This is a genomic window from Mycolicibacterium diernhoferi, assembly GCF_019456655.1.
GTDB classification, from domain to species: Bacteria; Actinomycetota; Actinomycetes; order Mycobacteriales; family Mycobacteriaceae; genus Mycobacterium; species Mycobacterium diernhoferi.
The window spans coordinates 3,428,674-3,448,123 of sequence record NZ_CP080332.1 but is presented as its reverse complement, the minus strand read 5'-3'; the positions used below and the strand labels follow the sequence as shown (position 1 = coordinate 3,448,123).

At 67.9% G+C, this 19,450-nt stretch carries 20 protein-coding genes; 18 read left to right on the top strand and 2 right to left on the bottom strand.

Annotated features, from left to right (window positions below):
* Window positions 1-14 precede the first annotated feature (14 nt).
* From K0O62_RS16385 to K0O62_RS16365, 5 genes are all read left to right on the top strand, one after another.
* Window positions 15-1,565, top strand: coding sequence for a carboxylesterase/lipase family protein (locus K0O62_RS16385; protein WP_073858144.1), 1,551 nt, complete (start codon window positions 15-17; stop codon window positions 1,563-1,565).
* A 54-nt stretch (window positions 1,566-1,619) separates the two neighbouring features.
* Window positions 1,620-2,570 (top strand): sterol desaturase family protein, encoded by a 951-nt coding sequence (locus K0O62_RS16380; RefSeq protein ID WP_073858143.1) that lies wholly within the window; start codon window positions 1,620-1,622, stop codon window positions 2,568-2,570.
* Between the two features lie 9 nt (window positions 2,571-2,579).
* Window positions 2,580-3,986: an NAD(P)/FAD-dependent oxidoreductase gene (locus K0O62_RS16375; RefSeq protein WP_073858142.1), complete on the top strand. Its 1,407-nt coding sequence runs from the start codon at window positions 2,580-2,582 to the stop codon at window positions 3,984-3,986.
* A gap of 117 nt (window positions 3,987-4,103) precedes the next feature.
* Window positions 4,104-4,727, top strand: coding sequence for a LysM peptidoglycan-binding domain-containing protein (locus tag K0O62_RS16370; RefSeq protein ID WP_073858141.1), 624 nt, complete (start codon window positions 4,104-4,106; stop codon window positions 4,725-4,727).
* Between the two features lie 205 nt (window positions 4,728-4,932).
* Complete coding sequence (locus K0O62_RS16365; RefSeq protein WP_079244112.1) at window positions 4,933-5,679, top strand: Rv1815 family serine proteinase; 747 nt, start codon at window positions 4,933-4,935, stop codon at window positions 5,677-5,679.
* Here K0O62_RS16365 and K0O62_RS16360 read toward each other — a convergent pair.
* Complete coding sequence (locus K0O62_RS16360; protein ID WP_073858140.1) at window positions 5,592-6,032, bottom strand: nitroreductase/quinone reductase family protein; 441 nt, start codon at window positions 6,030-6,032, stop codon at window positions 5,592-5,594. The genes K0O62_RS16365 and K0O62_RS16360 overlap by 88 nt on opposite strands.
* Before the next feature lie 99 nt (window positions 6,033-6,131).
* Between K0O62_RS16360 and K0O62_RS16355 the strand changes: the two genes are divergently transcribed.
* The 3 genes from K0O62_RS16355 to K0O62_RS16345 are packed head-to-tail and all read left to right on the top strand — an operon-like array spanning window position 6,132 to window position 8,887.
* A complete protein-coding gene (locus tag K0O62_RS16355; RefSeq protein ID WP_073858139.1) occupies window positions 6,132-6,851 on the top strand; it encodes a TetR/AcrR family transcriptional regulator in 720 nt (239 codons plus the stop codon).
* Window positions 6,852-6,896: 45 nt separating this feature from the next.
* On the top strand, window positions 6,897-7,391 hold the full coding sequence (locus K0O62_RS16350) for a VOC family protein (RefSeq protein ID WP_073858138.1): 495 nt from the start codon (window positions 6,897-6,899) through the stop codon (window positions 7,389-7,391).
* Window positions 7,388-8,887: an FAD-binding protein gene (locus K0O62_RS16345; RefSeq protein WP_073858137.1), complete on the top strand. Its 1,500-nt coding sequence runs from the start codon at window positions 7,388-7,390 to the stop codon at window positions 8,885-8,887. Before K0O62_RS16350 ends, K0O62_RS16345 begins: the two co-directional genes overlap by 4 nt.
* A gap of 103 nt (window positions 8,888-8,990) precedes the next feature.
* On the opposite strand, the gene K0O62_RS16340 is transcribed toward K0O62_RS16345, so the two are convergent.
* Window positions 8,991-10,931, bottom strand: coding sequence for an ABC transporter ATP-binding protein/permease (locus tag K0O62_RS16340; protein WP_073858136.1), 1,941 nt, complete (start codon window positions 10,929-10,931; stop codon window positions 8,991-8,993).
* A gap of 137 nt (window positions 10,932-11,068) precedes the next feature.
* Here K0O62_RS16340 and secA2 point away from each other — a divergent pair, with 137 nt between their 5' ends.
* The 10 genes from secA2 (at window position 11,069) to K0O62_RS16290 (ending at window position 19,349) form a co-directional block, all read left to right on the top strand.
* Window positions 11,069-13,411, top strand: coding sequence for an accessory Sec system translocase SecA2 (gene secA2, locus K0O62_RS16335; protein WP_234800216.1), 2,343 nt, complete (start codon window positions 11,069-11,071; stop codon window positions 13,409-13,411).
* A 10-nt stretch (window positions 13,412-13,421) separates the two neighbouring features.
* Window positions 13,422-14,021 carry a CDP-alcohol phosphatidyltransferase family protein gene (locus K0O62_RS16330; protein WP_073858255.1) on the top strand — a complete coding sequence of 200 codons (600 nt, stop codon included), beginning with the start codon at window positions 13,422-13,424 and terminating at the stop codon, window positions 14,019-14,021.
* Window positions 14,014-14,934 carry a DUF881 domain-containing protein gene (locus K0O62_RS16325; protein WP_073858134.1) on the top strand — a complete coding sequence of 307 codons (921 nt, stop codon included), beginning with the start codon at window positions 14,014-14,016 and terminating at the stop codon, window positions 14,932-14,934. The genes K0O62_RS16330 and K0O62_RS16325 overlap by 8 nt, the downstream gene beginning before the upstream one ends.
* 43 nt (window positions 14,935-14,977) lie before the next feature.
* A complete protein-coding gene (locus K0O62_RS16320) occupies window positions 14,978-15,310 on the top strand; it encodes a small basic family protein (RefSeq protein WP_073858133.1) in 333 nt (110 codons plus the stop codon).
* 3 nt (window positions 15,311-15,313) lie between these two features.
* Complete coding sequence (locus K0O62_RS16315) at window positions 15,314-16,111, top strand: DUF881 domain-containing protein (protein WP_073858132.1); 798 nt, start codon at window positions 15,314-15,316, stop codon at window positions 16,109-16,111.
* 32 nt (window positions 16,112-16,143) lie between these two features.
* The gene (gene gcvH / locus K0O62_RS16310; RefSeq protein WP_073858131.1) at window positions 16,144-16,539 is read left to right on the top strand and encodes a glycine cleavage system protein GcvH; all 396 of its coding nucleotides are present in this window, start codon (window positions 16,144-16,146) and stop codon (window positions 16,537-16,539) included.
* A gap of 146 nt (window positions 16,540-16,685) precedes the next feature.
* On the top strand, window positions 16,686-17,216 hold the full coding sequence (gene odhI, locus K0O62_RS16305; protein ID WP_276036050.1) for an oxoglutarate dehydrogenase inhibitor Odhl: 531 nt from the start codon (window positions 16,686-16,688) through the stop codon (window positions 17,214-17,216).
* A gap of 29 nt (window positions 17,217-17,245) precedes the next feature.
* Window positions 17,246-17,992, top strand: coding sequence for a transcriptional regulator FtsR (gene ftsR / locus K0O62_RS16300; protein WP_073858129.1), 747 nt, complete (start codon window positions 17,246-17,248; stop codon window positions 17,990-17,992).
* Window positions 17,993-18,038: 46 nt separating this feature from the next.
* Window positions 18,039-18,533, top strand: coding sequence for a bifunctional nuclease family protein (locus tag K0O62_RS16295; protein WP_073858128.1), 495 nt, complete (start codon window positions 18,039-18,041; stop codon window positions 18,531-18,533).
* A 195-nt stretch (window positions 18,534-18,728) separates the two neighbouring features.
* Window positions 18,729-19,349: a MerR family transcriptional regulator gene (locus K0O62_RS16290; protein WP_073858127.1), complete on the top strand. Its 621-nt coding sequence runs from the start codon at window positions 18,729-18,731 to the stop codon at window positions 19,347-19,349.
* Window positions 19,350-19,450 lie beyond the last annotated feature (101 nt).

Below are 19,450 nucleotides of genomic sequence, written 5' to 3'. Positions count from 1 at the left end.
GAAGGGAGAGGACCATGACCGACGCGCTCGTCGTCGACACCACCAACGGGCCCGTCCGCGGTATCAGCGACGGAACCGTATCGGCGTGGCTGGGCATCCGCTACGCCGCACCGCCGGTCGGCGCGTTGCGCTGGCGGGCCCCGCGGCCGCCGGAGCCCTGGATCGAACCGGCGGACGCCTCGCAGGTCGGGCCCGTCTGCGCGCAGCCCACCGATCCGCGGATCCCGATCGATCTGGGCGCCCGGCAGGGCGCGGACTGTCTGAACCTGAATGTCTGGGTGCCGGCCGACCGGGGCGAGCGAAGCGACGGGAGACCGAACCGGCCCAAGCCGGTCCTGGTGTGGGTCCACGGCGGGGCGTACGTGCTGGGTTCGGGCGCACAGCCGCTCTATCACGGCCGGGAGCTCGCCGTCGGCGACGACGTCGTGGTGGTGACGCTGAACTACCGGCTGGGCGCCTTCGGTTTCCTGGACCTGTCTTCCTTCGGCGCGGACTTCGAAACCAACATTGGTTTGCGTGACGTGCTGTTCGCCCTGCACTGGGTGCGCGACAACATCGCCGCATTCGGCGGCGACCCCGACCGGGTCACCCTGTTCGGGGAGTCGGCGGGCGGCGGCGTCGTCACCACGCTGCTGGCCAGCCCCGCCGCCGCGGGATTGTTCCACCGTGCCATCGCGCAGAGTTCGCCGGTGACCTCGGTGTACGACCAGAACCGTGCCCACCGCACCGCCGAGCTGTTCCTCACCGAACTGGGCATGTCGGCCGATGACGCCGCGCAGCTGCTGACGGTGCCCGAGACCGCGCTCGTGACGGCCACCAAGGCACTGTTCAACGACGTCCCGCAGCAGTCGCCCGGCACCCTGGCCTTCGTCCCGATCGTGGATGGCGACGTGGTGCCCGACTATCCGGCGCAGCTGGCGCGGGAGGGGCGCACTGCAGCGGTGCCGCTGATCATCGGGACCAATCAGCACGAGGCGGCGTTGTTCCGCTGGATGCGCTCACCGCTGCTGCCGATCACCCCGCAGGCGATCACCGACATGTTCGCGGCCATCGCCACCGAGCAGCCGGGCCTGCAGATCCCCACCCAGGCGCAGATCGGGGCGGTGTACCGCGGCCGCGGGAAGAAGCCCGGCATGGGCGTGGCGCGCGACGTGGGGTTCCGGATGCCCTCGATCTGGTTCGCCGAGGGGCACAGTCAGGTCGCCCCGGTGTACATGTACCGGTTCGACTGGGCCACCCCGATGCTGCGGACCCTGCGGCTCGGTGGCGCGCACGCGACCGAATTACCGTACGTGTGGGGCAATCTGGTGGCCGGGCCGAAGGATCCGACATTCAAGTTGGGTGGTCTGGCGACCGGCAGGGCGGTGTCGCGCCGGATGCGGGCCCGGTGGTGCAGCTTCGCCGCGGGCGAGGAACCCACGGCGGGCCCGGGGCAGGTGCGCTGGCGGCCCTACCGTCCCGAGGACCGGGCGACGCTGTTGATCGGCGCCGAGGACACGCTCGTCGACGACCCCGACCACGTGCAGCGCGCGACGTGGGGTGCCGACGTGCTGAGCTTCCGATGATGGTTATCGGCGCCATGGCTCCGGTGCCCGGGCACTACGGATAGGCTCATCGTCATGGAACCGTTCCTGGGTTTGCTGGATGCGCTGCCGCCGCAGATGCGCGATCCGGTGTTGTTCGCTATCCCGTTTTTCCTGCTGCTTCTGGTGCTGGAGTGGACGGCGGCGCGCAAGCTCGAAAGTCTGGAGTCCGCCGATCGCGCACCGGCCGGGTCGTATCACGGTCGTGACGCCTGGACCAGTCTGTCGATGGGTCTGGTGTCGGTGGCCACCACCGCGGGCTGGAAGTTCCTGGCATTACTCGGATATGTCGCGCTCTACGCCTACGTCGCGCCCTGGCACCTGTCGCCGTCGAAGTGGTACACGTGGGTTATCGCGATCGTGGGCATCGATCTGCTGTGGTACTTCTATCACCGGATCGCACACCGGATTCGGCTGATCTGGGCTACGCACCAGGCGCACCACTCCAGCCAGTACTTCAATTTCGCCACCGCGCTGCGGCAGAAGTGGAACAACAGTGGCGAGATCCTGATGTGGACACCGTTGCCGCTCTTGGGCGTTCCGCCCTGGATGGTGTTCTTCGCGTTCTCGCTGAACCTGATCTACCAATTCTGGGTGCACACCGAGCGCATCGACCGGATGTGGCGGCCGATCGAGTTCATCTTCAACACCCCGTCGCACCACCGGGTGCACCACGGAATGGATCCGGAGTATCTGGACAAGAACTACGCGGGCATCTTCATCCTGTGGGACAGGCTCTTCGGCACCTATCAAGAGGAAGTGTTCCGGCCGCACTACGGGTTGACCAAGCAGGTCGACACGTTCAACATCTGGAAACTGCAGACCCATGAATACGTCGCCATCGGCCGGGATGTCCGCGCCGCGCGCAGGTGGCGGGACAAGCTCGGTTACATCTTCGGCCCACCGGGGTGGGCGCCGCGGGAAGCGCGGCGGCCGGTATCGAGCAGTGCGGGCGCAACCGTGGCCGCCGAGGCGGGCGCCCCGTAGTCTCGCGTTGTGAAAACAGTTTTCGACGTCGCCGTCGATCCGGCGCTGGTGGATCGTTCGCTGGCGGCAAGCACGTTCGCGCCGATGTGGCTGGACATCCTGCGCCCCGACTACCCACCGCTGACTGGCGTGCTGGACTGCGATCTGCTGGTGGTCGGCGGCGGGTACACCGGGTTGTGGGCGGCGCTGCACGCCGCCGAGCGCAATCCGGGGCAGAAGATCGTGCTGATCGAGGCGAACCGGATCGGCTGGGCGGCGTCGGGACGCAACGGCGGATTCGTCGACGCCAGCCTGACGCACGGTGCCGAGAACGGGAAGTCGCGCTGGCCAAGTGAATTCGACACCCTGCAAGCCATGGGGCTGGAGAATCTGGACGGTATGGCCGCCGATATCGAACGGCTGAACCTCGACGTGGAGTGGCAGCGCACCGGCATGCTGACGGTGGCCACCGAGGCACACCAGGTCGACTGGCTGGCCGAGGCCGCCGGAGCGGGGGAGGGGGAGTACCTCGACCAGGCCCGAGTGCGGGAGGAGGTCGCATCACCGACCTACCGGGCGGGCCTGTACGAGCCGGACACCTGCGCGATCGTGCACCCGGCGAAGCTGGCCGTCGAACTGGCCCGGGCCTGTCATGAGGCCGGCGTGCAGATCCACGAACACACCCGGGCGGTGTCGGTGGCGTCGGCGGGTGGCGGCTTGCGGGTTGGTGCCGACAATGCCGTGGTGAACGCCGAGCGCGTGGTGCTGGCCACCAATGTGTATCCCAGCCTGATCCGCCGAAATCGTTGGTACACAGTGCCGGTGTACGACTACGTGTTGTCCACCGAGCCGCTGTCGGACGATCAGATCGACCGGATCGGCTGGCGTAACCGGCAGGGCGTCGGGGATTGTGCGAACCAGTTCCACTACTACCGGCTCACCGCCGACAACCGGATCGTGTGGGGCGGCTACGACGCCATCTACCACTTCGGGCGTCGGGTGGACGCGGTGTACGAGGACCGGCAGCAGACCTACCGGACGCTGGCTGAGCATTTCTTCATCACCTTCCCGCAGCTGGACGACATCAGGTTCAGTCACCGCTGGGCCGGGGCGATCGACACCAACACCCGGTTCTGCGCGCACTGGGGTACCGCTCACGGCGGCCGGGTCGCCTATGTGAACGGCTTCACCGGACTCGGGGTGGGCGCCACCCGGTTCGCCGCCGACGTCTGCCTCGATCTGCTCGACGGGGCGCCCACACCGCGCACCGAACTGGAGATGGTCCGCAAGAGGCCCCTGCCGTTCCCGCCGGAACCGGTTGCGAGCGTGGGCATTCAGGCCACCAGGTGGTCGTTGAACCGCGCGGATCATGCGGCGGGAAAGCGCAACGTGTTGCTGCGGACGCTGGACGCGATGGGGCTCGGCTTCGACTCCTGAACCCGTGCCGTGGAGCGCTCGCCGAGAGATTGCATTTCTGGTGATCAGAACGGGTATTTCCCGGTCCCCGGGTCAGTAGGCTGAGCCGCGCGAGAACTGTCGAAAGGGGAGTGCGACATGACGGACAGACTTCAGAAGGGTGAGAAGCTCACACGGGGGGAGTCGCTGACATCCAAGAACGGGGCCTACCGACTGGTCCTGCAGGATGACGGCAATCTGGTGCTCTACAGCGGTGACAGTGCGGTGTGGTCGACCGAGACCAACGGCCAGAACGTGGTCCGGGCCGAGGTGCAGAAGGACGGCAACTTCGTGCTGTACACGCCCGACAAACCGGTCTGGCACACCGACACCAAGGGCGCCAAGGATGCCCGGCTGATCCTGCAGGACGACCGCAACCTGGTGCTGTACGGGTTCGACGGGGTGGCCTGGGCGTCGGGCACCGACACCACCGAGGCGCCGCCCACCCCGGCAGCGCCGCCGGCCGCGGCGCCCGAGGTCGAACCGGCCGCCGCGCAAGCGCCCGCGGAACCGGCGTCCACGCCGGCCCCGGAAGCCGCTGCACCGCCGCCACCACCGCCTCCGCCGGCGCCACGCACCTACACCGTGGTCTCCGGCGACACGCTGTGGGCGATCGCGGATCGGTTCTACGGGGACGGCAACCAGTATCAGCGGATCGCCGACGCCAGCGGCGTGGCCAACCCGGATCTGATCCATCCCGGTCAGGTGCTGACGATCCCGTAAGACCCGGAGCGACGACGGCCGGGCCCCTGGATGACCGGGGTCCGGCCGTCGGCTTCGGGCCGGGAATGTGGCCTCGGGAATGTGGCCTATGTGACACGCGAGTTGTTACGAGACTTGTGGTGTAACGAGATCTGTTCGTTATCCGATTGACTCCACAGCACCCCGGTAGCGTCGATTCCTGAGGGGTGGAGGATCGGAGGGCTCGATGCGTGCACGTCAGTTCCTGGGCTTGATGGCGGCGGCGCCGGCTGCGGTGTTCGCCCTGATGACCGCCCCGGTGGCGGCCGCCGAGCCTGCCGTGACCGTCTACCCGGGCATGGAGATCCGCCAGGGCAGCACCCTGTGCACCCTCGGCTTCGTCGACCCGGTGGCCCGCGCGGCATTCACCGCCGGTCACTGCCGCGGCGACGGCCCGGTGACCGACAAGGCCGGCAATGTGATCGGCGCGATGGCGCTGTTCGACGACAACACTCCCAACGGCGCCACCGTCACCGGTGACCACCAGCTCGCCGACTGGGGCGCCATCACGCTGGCCGACGATGTTGCCATCAACCCGGTGTTGCCGGGCGGGCGCACGCTGGTGATCGACGCGGCGCACGCGGTGCACGAACCCGGTCAGCAGGTCTGCCATTTCGGCGTCATCACCGGCGAGAGCTGCGGCACCGTCGCAGCGGTCAACAACGGCTGGTTCACGATGGGTAACGGAGTGGTCAGCCAGAAGGGCGACTCCGGTGGCCCGGTGTACACGCTGACCCCGGACGGGCGGGCGGCCATCGTCGGCCTGTTCAACAGCACCTGGGGCGGCGCCCCGACCGCGGTGTCCTGGCAGTCCACCGGCCAGCGCATCCGCGAGGCGGTCGCGACTCAGCCGGCCAGCTCGAACACCGGGATCGAGGCGGCGATCCGCTTCACCTCGGATTCGGTCGAGGACGGCGTCAACCCGCCTGCGTGACCCTTGACCTGCCAGTACCACCGATCCAGGTACCGGCGGATCAGTTCCGGCTTGTCGGCGTCGGGGATCTCCCGGATGCGCACGTCGCGTCGACGCCAGCGCGGTCCGGTCTGCACGCGGCCGGCGGCCCGGGCGTTGCGCACCCACTGGGTGTTACCGCGCGGGGCGACGACATAGTCGCGGCCGTTCACGGTCAGCACATTCACCACCACCGAGCGCCACCGGCCGGAGGCCCGGCCGCGGACCCGCAGCGCCCGGCTGCCCGCGATCCCGATGCCCAGTTCTGCCAGTCGGCGCACCGCCGCATTGAAGGCCCGGGCAGCGCGGTCGGGTTCGTCATAACGCTCGGACATATCGTCTCCTCAATTAGAGAGCAGTGCTCTTAAAGCCACCATGGCACCCGCTGCCCGAAAATTCAAGAGCACTGATCTCCTTTCTGGCACACTGGCCCGGTGGGCAAACGGCAGGAGTCGCGGGATCGGATCGAGGCGCAGATCATCGAGGTGGGCCGGCGGCATCTGGTCAGCGACGGGGCCGCGGGCCTGTCTCTGCGGGCCATCGCCCGTGAGATCGGGTTGGTGTCCTCGGCGGTGTACCGCTACGTGGCCAGTCGTGACGACCTGTTGACCCTGTTGTTGGTGGACGCCTACACCGAACTCGCCGACACCGTCGACGCCGCCGGTGCGGGCGTGGCCTCCGGCGACTGGGCCGAGCGGCTACTCGCGATGGCGCACGCCGCCCGGGCCTGGGCCATCGATCAACCGGCCCGCTGGGCGCTGCTCTACGGCAGTCCGGTGCCCGGGTATCGGGCGCCCGCCGAGTCGACGGTCGGGCCGGGCACTCGGGTGATCGCCGCACTGTTCGCGGCCATCGGGGACGGAATCCGTCAGGGGGCGGTGCCCGACCCCGAAGATGCTGCGCCGCAGCCGGTATCGGAGGATTTCGGCCGAATCCGGGAGGAGTTCGATTTCGCCGGTGGGGATCCGGCGCTGCTGCGGTGCGTCCTGGTGTGGGCAAGCCTGGTGGGGGCGATCAGTCTTGAGGTGTTCGGGCAGTACGGCCCCGACACGCTCTCGGCGCCGGGTGTGGTGTTCGACGGACAGATGCGCCTGTTGGTGCAGACCCTCACCTCGCCGGCCGCCGGGGTGTGGCCGCACACCGGGACGAACTAGAACACGTTCTAGCAATGCCGGGCCGGTGGCTATATCCTCACAGCGATGCCCGACCAGACACCTGTCCAGATCGCCTGGGTGACGCGCGACCTCGACTCCACCGAGCGCACGCTCAGCGCGCTGCTCGGCGCGAGGAAATGGACCCGCATGGCCGGCATCCACTTCGGCCCCGAGACGTGTACCCACCGCGGCCGGCCCGCCGATTTCGTCGCCGACATCTCCTTGAGCTACGCCGGTGACACCCAGCTCGAGCTCATCGTGCCGGTGCGCGGCGAGAGCATCTACCGTGAGTTCCTCGACGCCTCCGGCCCCGGCCTGCACCACATCTGTGTCGCCGCCGCCGACGAGGCCGCCTTCGAGGCGCGGGTGGGCGAGGCCGAGGCGGCCGGCGCCACCGTCGTCGCGGCGGGCACCATGGCGGGCGGCATGCGGTTCGCCTACGTCGGCGCCGAGCACGCCGGCGTGCCGTTCATCGAGATCGCCTACATACCTTCCGATATCCAGGCAATGTTCGACCACATCAAACAGGAGCAGCAGTGACGTCCAGCCTCAAAGACATCCCGGCCACCGTGAACGCGGCAGACACCGCCGAGGCGGCGTGGTCCGACGAGGTGGACGTGGTGGTCATCGGGTTCGGTATCTCGGGAGGCTGCGCGGCGGTCACCGCCGCCGAGGCCGGTGCCCGGGTGCTGGTGCTCGAGCGCGCCGCGGCCGCCGGTGGCACCAGCGCGATGGCCGGCGGGCATTTCTATCTCGGCGGCGGCACAGCCGTGCAGGAAGCGACCGGCCACGCCGACACCGCCGACGAGATGTACAAGTACCTGGTCGCGGTGACCGAGGATCCCGAGCTGGACAAGATCCGCGCCTACTGCGACGGCAGCGTCGAGCACTTCGATTGGCTTGAGGCCCTGGGCTTTCAGTTCGAGCGCAGCTATTACCCCGGCAAGGTGGTGGTGCCGCCGGGCACCGAGGGGCTGTCCTACACCGGTAACGAGAAGGTGTGGCCGTTCTGCGAGCAGGCCGCACCCGCCCCGCGGGGTCATTCGGTTCCCGTTCCCGGCGAACTGGGTGGGGCGGCCATGGTGATCGACCTGCTGCTCAAGCGTGCCGAGCAGCTCGGCGTGCAGTTCCGGTACGAGACCGGCGCCACCAACCTCGTCGTCTCCGACGGCGCCGTGGTGGGCGTCAATTGGAAGCACTTCACCGAAACAGGTGCCGTCAAGGCGAAATCGGTGATCATCGCGGCCGGCGGATTCGCGATGAATCCGGACATGGTGGCCGAGTACACACCCGCGCTGGGGCAGGAGCGCAAGACCAAGCATCACGGCACGGTGGCGCCCTACATCCTGGGCAACCCGTACGACGACGGGCTGGGCATCAAGCTGGGCGTCTCGGCCGGGGGCGTCGCCAAGAACCTGGACCAGTTGTTCATCACCGCCGCGGCCTACCCGCCCGAGATCCTGCTCACCGGCATCATCGTGAACAAGAACGGCGAGCGCTTCGTCGCCGAGGACTCCTACCATTCGCGCACCTCGGCGTTCGTCCTCGAGCAACCCGATCAGGCCGCGTACCTGATCGTCGACGAGGCGCACATGCAGATGCCGGAGATGCCGCTGATCAAGTTCATCGACGGCTGGGAGACCGTCGCCGAGATGGAAGCGGCGCTGGGTATCCCGGCGGGCAAGCTCGCTGCGACGCTGGATCGCTACAACGAGAATGCCGCCGCCGGAACCGATCCCGACTTCCACAAGCAACCCGACTACGTCGCGGCACAGGACACCGGGCCGTGGGCGGCCTTCGACCTGACCCTCGGGGTGGCCATGTACTCCGGCTTCACCATGGGTGGGCTGACGGTGTCCATCGACGGTGAGGTACTCGATGCCGACGGCGCCCCGATCGCCGGGCTGTATGCGGCCGGGGCGTGCGCGTCCAATATCGCGCGCGACGGCAAGGGCTACGCCAGCGGCGTCCAGTTGGGCGAGGGATCTTTCTTCGGCCGGCGGGCGGGGCAGCACGCCGCGGCCCGCCGCGCCTGATGCTGCGGTGCCGAAACTGAAGTGAGGTAGCGATTCCGGTGCGGCGACGTCCCTGAGGACAGGCTCGGCGGTCACTGGCCGCCGAGACTGAGTTCAGGTCCGGCTAGCTGGGTTCGGGGGCCCGGTCCCGGTCGTCATTGGCGATGTCGTCGTCGACGTCGCCGAGGATCCACTGACCGCCGCCGAGCAGATGCAGATGCTGCTCGTGATGCTGGCCGACCGTGCTGCGGTGGGTGACGCTGACCAGGATGGTGTCCGGAAGTTCGCGGCGTACCAGGTTGTACATGCTGTACTCCAGGCCCTCGTCCAGTGCCGAGGTGGCCTCGTCGAAGAACACCACCCGCGGCTTGGTCAGCAGCACCCGGGCGAACGCGATCCGCTGCTGCTCACCGGGGGAGAGCACCTTCGCCCAATCCGCCACTTCGGCAAGCCGTTTCGAGCACTGAGGCAGGGACACCTTGTCCAACGCGACCTTCAACTCGTCATCGGAGAGCACATCGGGGCCCTTGGGGTAGGAGACCACCCCGCGTAGTTCCCCGAGCGGCACATACGGCATCTGGGACAGGAACATGGTCTCGTTGATGCCGGCGGGGCAGCGCAGAGTGCCCGAGGTGTACGGCCACAACTGCGCAAGGCTGCGCAGCAGCGTGGTCTTGCCGGTGCCGGATCGGCCGGTGATGATCAGCGTGTCGCCGGGCTGCAACTCCAGGCTCAGGCCGTCGATGAGCAGCTCACCCGTCGGGGTGTACACGTCGATGTCCTTCAGCTCGACGGTGCAGTGTCCGCACGGCTCCACCGTCAGCTCCGGCAGTGCGCGGCCTTCCTCGTTGGCTACCACCAGACCGTGCAGACGGATGATCGAGGCCCGCCACCCGGCGAACGCGTCGTAGGAATTACGGAAGAACGACAGCGAATCCTGGATGTTGCCGAACGCCGACGAGGTCTGCGAGACGTCGCCGAGTTTGATGTCGCCGGTGAACAGTCGCGGGGCCTGGATGACCCACGGTAGCGGGTTGATGATCTGGCTGATGGTCAAGTTCCAGCCGTAGAAACCGACGGATCGATTGATGAAGCGCCGGTAGTTGGAGACGACGGGCTCGAACCGCCTCCGCAACTGCATCCGCTCGGCGAGCTCACCGCGGTAGAAGGCCACCGATTCCGAGGCGTCGCGCAGACGCACCAGCGCGTAGCGGAACGCGGCGTTGTACTTCTCGTTGTCGAAGCTCAACCGGATGATCGGGCGGCCGATCCAGAACGCGATGATGGTGGCGATGCCCACGTAGATGAAAGCGATCCAGAACATCGCCCGGGGCATCGTGACACCGAACAGGCTCAGGTCGCCGGACAGGTTCCATAGAATCGCGCCGAACGAAATCACCGACACGATGGCGTCGATGGCACCGAACAACAGGGTCGCGCCGCTGGTGTTGTTCGGTGTATTCGGCAGCGGGCCGACGTTCGTGGTGAAGATGTCGATATCGGCCTGGATGCGCTGATCCGGGTTGTCGATCGTGTCGTCGATGAACCGGCTGCGGTAGTAGGCCTTACCGTCGAGCCAGTCCCCGGTCAGCCGGTCGGTCAGCCACACCCGCCAGGCCAGCATGAACCGCTGCATCATGAACAGGTCGAGCATCACCCGCGCGACGTGAATCGTGGCCAGCAGTGCGAACATCCACAGCGCTGCCCAGAATCCGTCGACACCGGACTGGCGTACGGCCTCGTCACCGCTGGACAGGCCCTGCACCGCGACCTGAGCGCCGGTCATCATGTCGTTGCCCTGGTAGCTGAACAAGACGTTCAACCGGACACCGGAGATCACCGATAGCAGGAGCACGCCCAGCCACACCCAGACCTTGATGGACTCCCGGCCGGTGAAGTACCGGCCGGTGATCCGCCAGAACTGCCGGCCCCAGGTGGTGAAGCGGCCGAGCAGAACCAGCACCACCAACGTGCCCGCGGCCGCCATGGCCCACGCCTTGGCGATCCACAGCAGTGAGGTGACAAGCTCACTGCCCCAGTCCAGGGACGTGGTGAACATTTCCATGCGGGCAAGGTACCGCGCGGAGCCGTCCGAAGGTGGCCAGAGGGTGGCAGAGACGGATCCGCGGCGACACCGGACGCGGTGACTGTCCACAGCGAGGTCACTGCAGCGGGGCGCCCGCGTACCGTATGACTGTGGCTGTGAGTTCCAAGACTTCGAAGGCGTCCAAGTCCGGTACGAAATCCGGCGGGCTGAGCAACCGATTCTGGAAGCTGCTCGGTGCGAGCACCGACAAGGACCAGGCGCGCTCGATGACCCAGGTGCGTGCCTCGGCGAAGTTCGACGAGAAGGCGGCCGGCCTCGACGACGAGCAGCTCCGCAAGGCCGCCGGTCTGCTGAATCTGGACGACTTGGCCGAGTCCTCCGATGTCCCGCAGTTCCTGGCGCTGGTGCGGGAGGCCGCCGAACGCTCGATCGCGCTCCGACCGTTCGACGTTCAGCTGCTCGGCGCCCTGCGCATGCTCGCCGGGGACGTCGTCGAGATGTCGACCGGTGAGGGTAAGACCCTGGCCGGGGCCATCGCCGCCGCCGGCTACGCCATCGGCGGCCGCAGCGTGCACGTCATCTCGGTGAACGACTACCTGGCCCGCCGCGACGCGGAGTGGATGGGTCCGCTGCTGGAGGCGCTGGGCCTGACCGTCGGCTGGATCACCGCCGACTCGACCCGCGACGAGCGCCGCGCGGCATACGCCTGCAACATCACCTACGGCTCGGTCAACGAGATCGGCTTCGACGTGCTGCGCGATCAGCTGGTGACCTCGGTCGACGACCTGGTGTCCCCGACCCCGGACGTCGCCCTGATCGACGAGGCCGACTCCGTGCTCGTCGACGAGGCGCTGGTGCCGCTGGTGCTGGCCGGCACCTCGCACCGGGAGACCCCGCGGCTGGAGATCATCCGGCTGGTCGGGGAACTGCGTGAAGGCGCCGAGTTCGAGACCGATGCCGATCGGCGCAACGTGCAGCTCACCGATGCCGGTGCGCGGCGGCTGGAAGCGGCGCTGGGCGGCATCGACCTGTACTCCGAGGAGCACGTCGGGTCGACGCTCACCGAGATCAACGTCGCCCTGCACGCCCATGTGCTGCTGGAACGCGATGTGCACTACATCGTCCGGGACAACGCGGTGCACCTGATCAACGCCTCCCGCGGCCGGATCGCCTCCCTGCAGCGCTGGCCCGACGGTCTGCAGGCCGCGGTGGAGGCGAAGGAGGGCATCGACATCACCGAGACCGGGGAGGTGCTCGACACCATCACCGTGCAGGCGCTGATCAACCGGTACCCGCGGGTATGCGGGATGACCGGCACCGCGCTGGCCGCCGGCGAGCAGCTGCGGCAGTTCTACAAGCTGGGGGTGTCGCCGATCCCGCCCAACAAGCCCAACATCCGCGAGGACGAGGCCGACCGGGTGTACATCACGGTCGCCGCCAAGAACGACGCCATCGTCGAACACATCGCCGAGGTGCACGCCACCTCGCAGCCGATCCTGGTCGGTACCCGCGATGTGGCCGAGTCCGAGGAACTGCACGAGCGGCTGCTCAAGGCGGGCGTGCCGGCGGTCGTGCTGAACGCCAAGAACGATGCCGAGGAAGCCGCCGTCATCGCCGAGGCCGGCGCCAAGGGCCGGGTCACGGTGTCCACCCAGATGGCCGGGCGCGGCACCGATATCCGGCTGGGCGGGTCCGACGAATCGGGCCACGACGAGGTGGCCGAACTCGGCGGGCTGCACGTGATCGGCACCGGTCGGCACTACACCGAACGGTTGGACAATCAGCTGCGCGGCCGCGCCGGACGCCAGGGCGATCCCGGATCGTCGGTGTTCTTCTCCAGCTGGGAGGACGACGTGGTGGTGTCCTTCCTGGAACCCAACAAGCTGCCGCTGAACACCGACCAGGACGGCAAGATCACCAGCGACAAGGCAGCAACCATGCTCGACCACGCGCAGCGCGTGGCCGAGGGCAAGACGCTGGACCTGCACGCCAACACCTGGCGCTACAACCAGTTGACCGCCCAGCAGCGCGCCATCCTGGTGGAGCGCCGGGACACGCTGCTGCGCACCTCGGTGGCCCGCGAGGAACTGCAGGAACGGTCCCCGAAGCGGTACGAGCAGATCGCCGAATCGGTGTCCGAGGAACGCCTCGACGAGATCTGCCGGCTGATCATGCTGTACCACCTGGACCGCGCCTGGGCCGATCACCTGGCCTATCTGTCCGACATCCGGGAGAGCATCAGCCTGCGCGCCCTGGGTAACCAGAATCCGCTCGACGAGTTCCACCGGATGGCGGTCGACGCGTTCGCTTCGCTGGCCGCCGATGCGATCGAAGCGGCGCAGCAGACCTTCGACACCGCCGATATCGTCGGCGGCGACACCGGTCTGGATCTCACCCGCCTGGCCCGGCCGACCTCGACGTGGACGTACATGATCCACGACGACCCGCTGGCCGACAACGTCATGTCGGCGCTGAGCCTGCCGGGCGTGTTCCGCTAGGTTGACCGTCATGGGTGGGTCCGAGAATCTCCAGGACAGGGTTCTCACCATTCCCAACGCGCTCAGCGTGCTGCGGCTGCTGTTGCTGCCGGTGTTCCTGTATCTGCTGTTCACCGGGGAGACCGGCTGGGCCGTCGCGGTGCTGATCGCCAGCGGGTTCTCCGACTGGGCAGACGGCAAGATCGCCCGGCTCGTCGCCGACCAGTCCTCGCGTCTGGGCGAACTGCTCGACCCGGCCGCCGACCGGATCTACATGGTGGTCATCCCGGTGGCCCTGGCCGCCGCGGGCATGGTGCCCTGGTGGTTCGTGGCGGTGTTGATCGGCCGGGACCTGGCGCTGGCCGCGACGCTGCCGGTGCTGCGCAGCCGCGGGTTGACCGCCCTGCCCGTCACCTACGTGGGCAAGGCGGCGACCTTCGCATTGATGTCCGGGCTGCCGCTGGTGCTGCTGGGGCAGTTCGACGGCCAGTGGAGCCGGGTGATCCTGGCCGGTGGCTGGGCCTTCCTGATCTGGGGCATGGCGCTGTACCTGTGGTCGGGGGCGCTCTATCTGATCCAGGTGGGCATGGTGGTCAGACAACTGCCGCAGAGGACACCCGGGGATGACTGATCCCACGAGTTCGCTGGGTGGTTTCCGGCCGGACGCCGGCCTGAACCACCACGAAGCGGGTGCGCCCCAGCGCATTCCGGTGCCATCCCTGCTGCGGTCGTTGCTCACCGATCATCTGGACCCGGGCTATGCGGCGGCCGCCGCGAAGCGTACGGATCCGCGCGCCGAGAGCCTGCCGGCCCGGCTGCGTGCCGGTGGCTGGGCACTGCTGGGCGGGCTCACGATCGCGGCCGTGTTCGCCGCTGCGGCCTCGCAGGCGCAGTCGGTGGCCCCGGTGAACCGGCACACCCAGCAGGTGCTGGCCGACAGTGTCCGGGCGGGGGAGACCCGCACCGACGCGGTGGAAGCCCACCGCGATGCGCTGGCCACCGAGGTGGAGGCCGAGCGGCGCAGCCGGCTCGCCGGGGACGAGCAGGGCCGGGCGTTGCTCGCCGCCCTGGAGGGCGCGGAGTTCGCCGCCGCCGCCACCCCGGCGATCGGTCCCGGCGTCACCGTCACCGTCACCGACCCGGGCATGTCACCGGACCTGTCCGACGTGTCCAAGCAGCGGGTCGCGGGCAGTCAGCAGGTGATCCTCGACCGCGATCTCCAGTTGGTGGTCAATTCGCTGTGGGTGGGCGGCGCCGAAGCGGTCTCGGTCGGGGGTGCGCGGATCGGGCCCAATGTCACGATCCGGCAGGCCGGCGGCGGCATCCTGGTCGACAACCGGCCGATCACCAGTCCGTACGAGATCGTCGCGCTGGGCCCGCCGCGTGCCATGCAGGATGTGTTCAACCGCAGCCCCGGTATGCAGCGGCTGACGCTGCTGCAGCAGTCCTACGGTGTCGGGGTTACGGTCAGTACCGGCGAGGCGCTCAATGTGCCTGGCGCCTCGGTGCGAGAGATCCGCTTTGCCAAAGAGATTGGACGCTGAAGGCATGGGACATGACTGATCGGGCGACGTCGGTGGCTACGACATGATCGGAATCGCCGCGCTCGTCGTCGGCATCGTGATCGGGCTGGTCTTCCATCCCAGCGTGCCGGAGGCGATTCAGCCGTACCTGCCCATTGCCGTGGTGGCGGCGCTGGACGCGGTGTTCGGTGGTCTGCGCGCCTATCTGGAGCGGATCTTCGACTCCAAGGTGTTCGTGGTGTCGTTCGTGTTCAACGTGTCCGTCGCGGCGCTGATCGTCTACGTCGGCGACCAACTCGGGGTGGGCACCCAGCTGTCGACCGCCATCATCGTGGTGCTCGGCATCCGTATCTTCGGTAATGCCGCGGCGTTGCGCCGCAGGCTGTTCGGGGCGTGAGCCATGGCTGAGCACAGCGAACCAAAGCACAGCGAACCAAAGCACACCGAACCCGAGCACGGCCGCCACGAGCTGCCCGACGATGCCGTCGCGCCCACCCGACGCACCAGGTCTCAGTGGGCGTTCGGTGCGCTCGGCGTGCTGCTGTGCGTGTTGCTCGGGATCGCCATCGTCACCCAGGTGCGCCAGACCGGATCCGGGGACTCGCTGGAGACGGCCCGCCCGGCCGACCTGCTGGTGCTGCTGGATTCACTGCAACAACGTGAGGCCACCCTCAACACCGAGGTCGCCGATCTGCAGCAGACGCTGAATTCGCTGCAGGCATCCGGCAGCAGCGATCAGGCCGCCATCGAGAACGCTCAGGCCCGGCTGGCGGCGCTGTCCATCCTGATCGGCACGGTGGCCGCCGTCGGGCCGGGCGTCACCATCGACATCCAGGACAGCACCCGCGGCGTGTCGGCCGAGACGCTGTTGGATGTGATCAACGAGCTGCGGGCCGCCGGTGCGGAGGCGATGGAGATCCGCGCCCGCGATTCGCAGGGGGTCCGGGTGGGTGTGGACACCTGGGTGGCGGGCGCGCCCGGCGAGCTGATCATCGACGGTGTGACCGTGGGCTCGCCGTATTCGGTTCTGGCCATTGGTGACCCGCCGACGCTGGCAGCCGCGATGAACATTCCCGGCGGCGCCATGGACAGCGTGAAACGGGTCGGCGGAGTGATGACGGTGACACAAGCGGAGACCGTCGAGGTGACCGCCTTGCGGCAACCGAAACCTCGCCAATACGCTCAGCCAGTCAAATAGTCCGCTCGAGTCCGAGCCGCTGAAGGAGCCCCGTGAGCGAGATCCCGTCCGATCTGCAGTACACCGCCGAGCACGAATGGGTGCGACGCACCGGCGAGGACACCGTGCGGGTCGGCATCACCGATTACGCGCAGGCCGCCCTGGGCGACGTGGTGTTCGTGCAGCTGCCCGATGTCGGCGCCGCGGTCACGGCCGGCGACTCGTTCGGCGAGGTGGAATCCACCAAGTCGCTGTCGGACCTGTACGCCCCGGTCACCGCCAAAGTCGTTGCCGTCAACGGCGAGCTGGAAGGCAGCCCCGAGCTGGTCAATTCCGATCCGTACGGCGAGGGCTGGCTGGTCGAACTGCAGATCGAGGACGCCCCGGCGGCCGGCCCGCTGCCTGGCCTGTTGGACGCGGACGGCTACCGCGGGATCCTGCCCGAGTAGCAGTTGTTAGGGTTTTGCGGATCGGTTGATCAGCGACAAGCGTGAGCGAGTCTGCGTGACCAGATCCGGCGGTGGTGGACCCAATGGGCTGCCCGGCGCGGTACGGTCGACGTAAGACGCATCCAGGAGTCCGAAGGGGTCGCTGCATGACCCCGGACGGCCGCCGGACAGACACGCCACAGCAGCCAGTAGAGGAGCAGCGGGTGACGGAAAACAGCAACTTTCAAGCCGACCAGACGTCCGACGAAGTCACAGTGGAGACGACATCGGTTTTCCGCGCTGATTTCCTCAATGAGTTGGATGCCCCACCGGCAACCGGTGCCGAGAGCTCGGTATCGGGCGTCGAGGGACTGCCGGTCGGTTCGGCACTCCTGGTCGTCAAGCGCGGCCCGAACGCAGGGTCGCGATTCCTGCTCGACCAGGCCACCACGTCGGCGGGCCGCCATCCCGACAGCGACATCTTCCTCGACGACGTCACGGTCAGCCGCCGCCATGCGGAGTTCCGGCTGGAGTCCAGCGAGTTCCAGGTCGTCGACGTGGGCAGCCTCAACGGCACTTACGTCAACCGGGAGCCCGTCGACTCGGCCGTGCTGGCCAACGGCGACGAGGTTCAGATCGGCAAGTTCCGCCTGGTGTTCCTGACCGGGCCGAAGACGGACGACGCCGCCGGTAGCTGATTGGCCGGCAACTGATAGGCCAGGACTACATGACCCAGCCCGAACCGGCACCGGCCGGGATGTCCATCGGAGCGGTTCTGGACCTGCTGCGTCCGGACTTCCCGGATGTGACCATCTCCAAGATCCGGTTTCTGGAGGCCGAAGGGCTGGTCACACCGCAGCGTTCGGCCGCGGGCTACCGTCGGTTCACCGCCTACGACTGTGCGCGGCTGCGGTTCGTGCTCACCGCGCAACGTGACCAGTACCTGCCGCTGAAAGTCATCAAGGCGCAGCTGGACGCCCAGCCGGACGGCGAGCTGCCGGCGCTGGGCTCCGCGTACGCCGTGCCGCGTCTGGTGCAGGTGACCGGGGAATCCGGTGCAGACGGGGCCGGCCCGGCAGGCACCGACGCGGTGGCCCCGGCACAGGTGCGGCTCAGCCGTGAGGATCTGCTCTCCCGATCCGGTGTCGACAACGCCCTTCTGGGCGCGCTGGTCACCGCGGGAGTCATCAAACCCGGGCCGGCGGGCTTCTTCGACGAGCATTCGGTGACGATCGCGCAGTGTGCGCGGGCGCTGGCCGACTACGGCGTCGAGCCGCGGCACCTGCGTGCCTTCCGCTCCGCGGCCGACCGGCAGTCGGATCTGATCGCCCAGATCGCGGGCCCGGTGGCCGCTGCGGGGAAGGCCGGCGCGCGGGACCGCGCCGACGATCTGGCCCGGGAAGTCGCGGCCCTGGCCATCACCTTGCACACGTCCTTGATCAAGTCGGCGGTGCGAGACGTTCTCGATCGTTGAGGACTAGACTTTTCCTCGACGGCTGAATCGCGAAGGGCAGGCGCTGATGGGTGAGGTTCGGGTAGTCGGGATACGCGTGGAGCAACCCCAGAACCAGCCGGTGCTGTTGCTTCGCGAGTCCAATGGTGACCGTTATCTGCCGATCTGGATCGGCCAGTCCGAGGCTCAGGCGATCGCGCAGGAGCAGCAGGGTATTGAGACACCCCGCCCGCTCACGCACGACCTCATCCGCGATCTGATTGCTGCGCTGGGCCATTCGCTCAAAGAGGTACGCATCGTCGACCTGCAGGAAGGCACCTTCTATGCCGACCTGATCTTCGACCGGGACATCAAGGTGTCCGCGCGGCCCTCGGACTCGGTGGCCATCGCGCTGCGGGTCGGGGTGCCGATCTACGTCGAGGAGGCCGTGCTGGCCGAGGCCGGGCTGCTGATCCCGGACGAGACCGAGGACGAGTCGGACGGACCGGTGCGCGAGGACGAGGTGGAGAAGTTCAAGGAGTTCCTCGACAGTGTGTCCCCGGACGACTTCAAAGCCACCTGATCAAGGGAACGTCACGGATGCGTCTCGTGAGTTCGACACGCGGGTCGAGTGTGAGCGGCGTGGGAAACGGGCAGCCATAATTTTGATCGACGACGAGCAGTAGCAGCAATGTGTTGAGCGTATGCTCGACACAATCGAACCTGGATCTGACGCGATATCGGTCACGGTCCGGGGTCGACGGCGAGAGGATGGACTGTGGGCGACACGCCACATCAGGGGGAGTTGGACTTGTCTTCCAGCGGCACCAGACCGCCGGTGAGCAGCGCTCCCAGCGAGCCCGTGCAGGGCGGGCTCTTCCCCGATGATTCGGTGCCGGACGAACTCGTCGGGTACCGCGGGCCCAGCGCCTGCCAGATCGCCGGCATCACCTACCGCCAGCTGGATTACTGGGCGCGCACCTCGCTGGTGGTCCCGTCGATCCGCGGCGCCGCCGGATCCGGCAGCCAGCGGCTGTACTCCTTCAAGGACATCCTGGTCCTCAAGATCGTGAAGCGGCTGCTGGACACCGGTATCTCGCTGCACAACATCCGTGTCGCGGTCGATCACCTGCGCCAGCGCGGCGTCCAGGACCTCGCGAACATCACCCTGTTCTCCGACGGCACCACCGTCTACGAATGCACCTCCGCCGAAGAGGTCGTCGACCTGCTGCAGGGCGGCCAGGGCGTCTTCGGCATCGCGGTGTCGGGTGCCATGCGGGAACTGACCGGCGCGATCGCCGACTTCCCGGGGGAGCGCGCGGACGGCGGCGAGTCGATCGCCGCGCCGGAGGACGAGCTGGCCTCGCGGCGCAAGACCCGCGACCGCAAGATCGGCTGAGTTCGCACCGCCAGACCTGAGAGAGGCCGCCTACGGGCGGCTTTTTTCGTTTGCAAACAACATGGCGTTGGACACAGTCCCGGTCCCGCCGTGTTGATGAT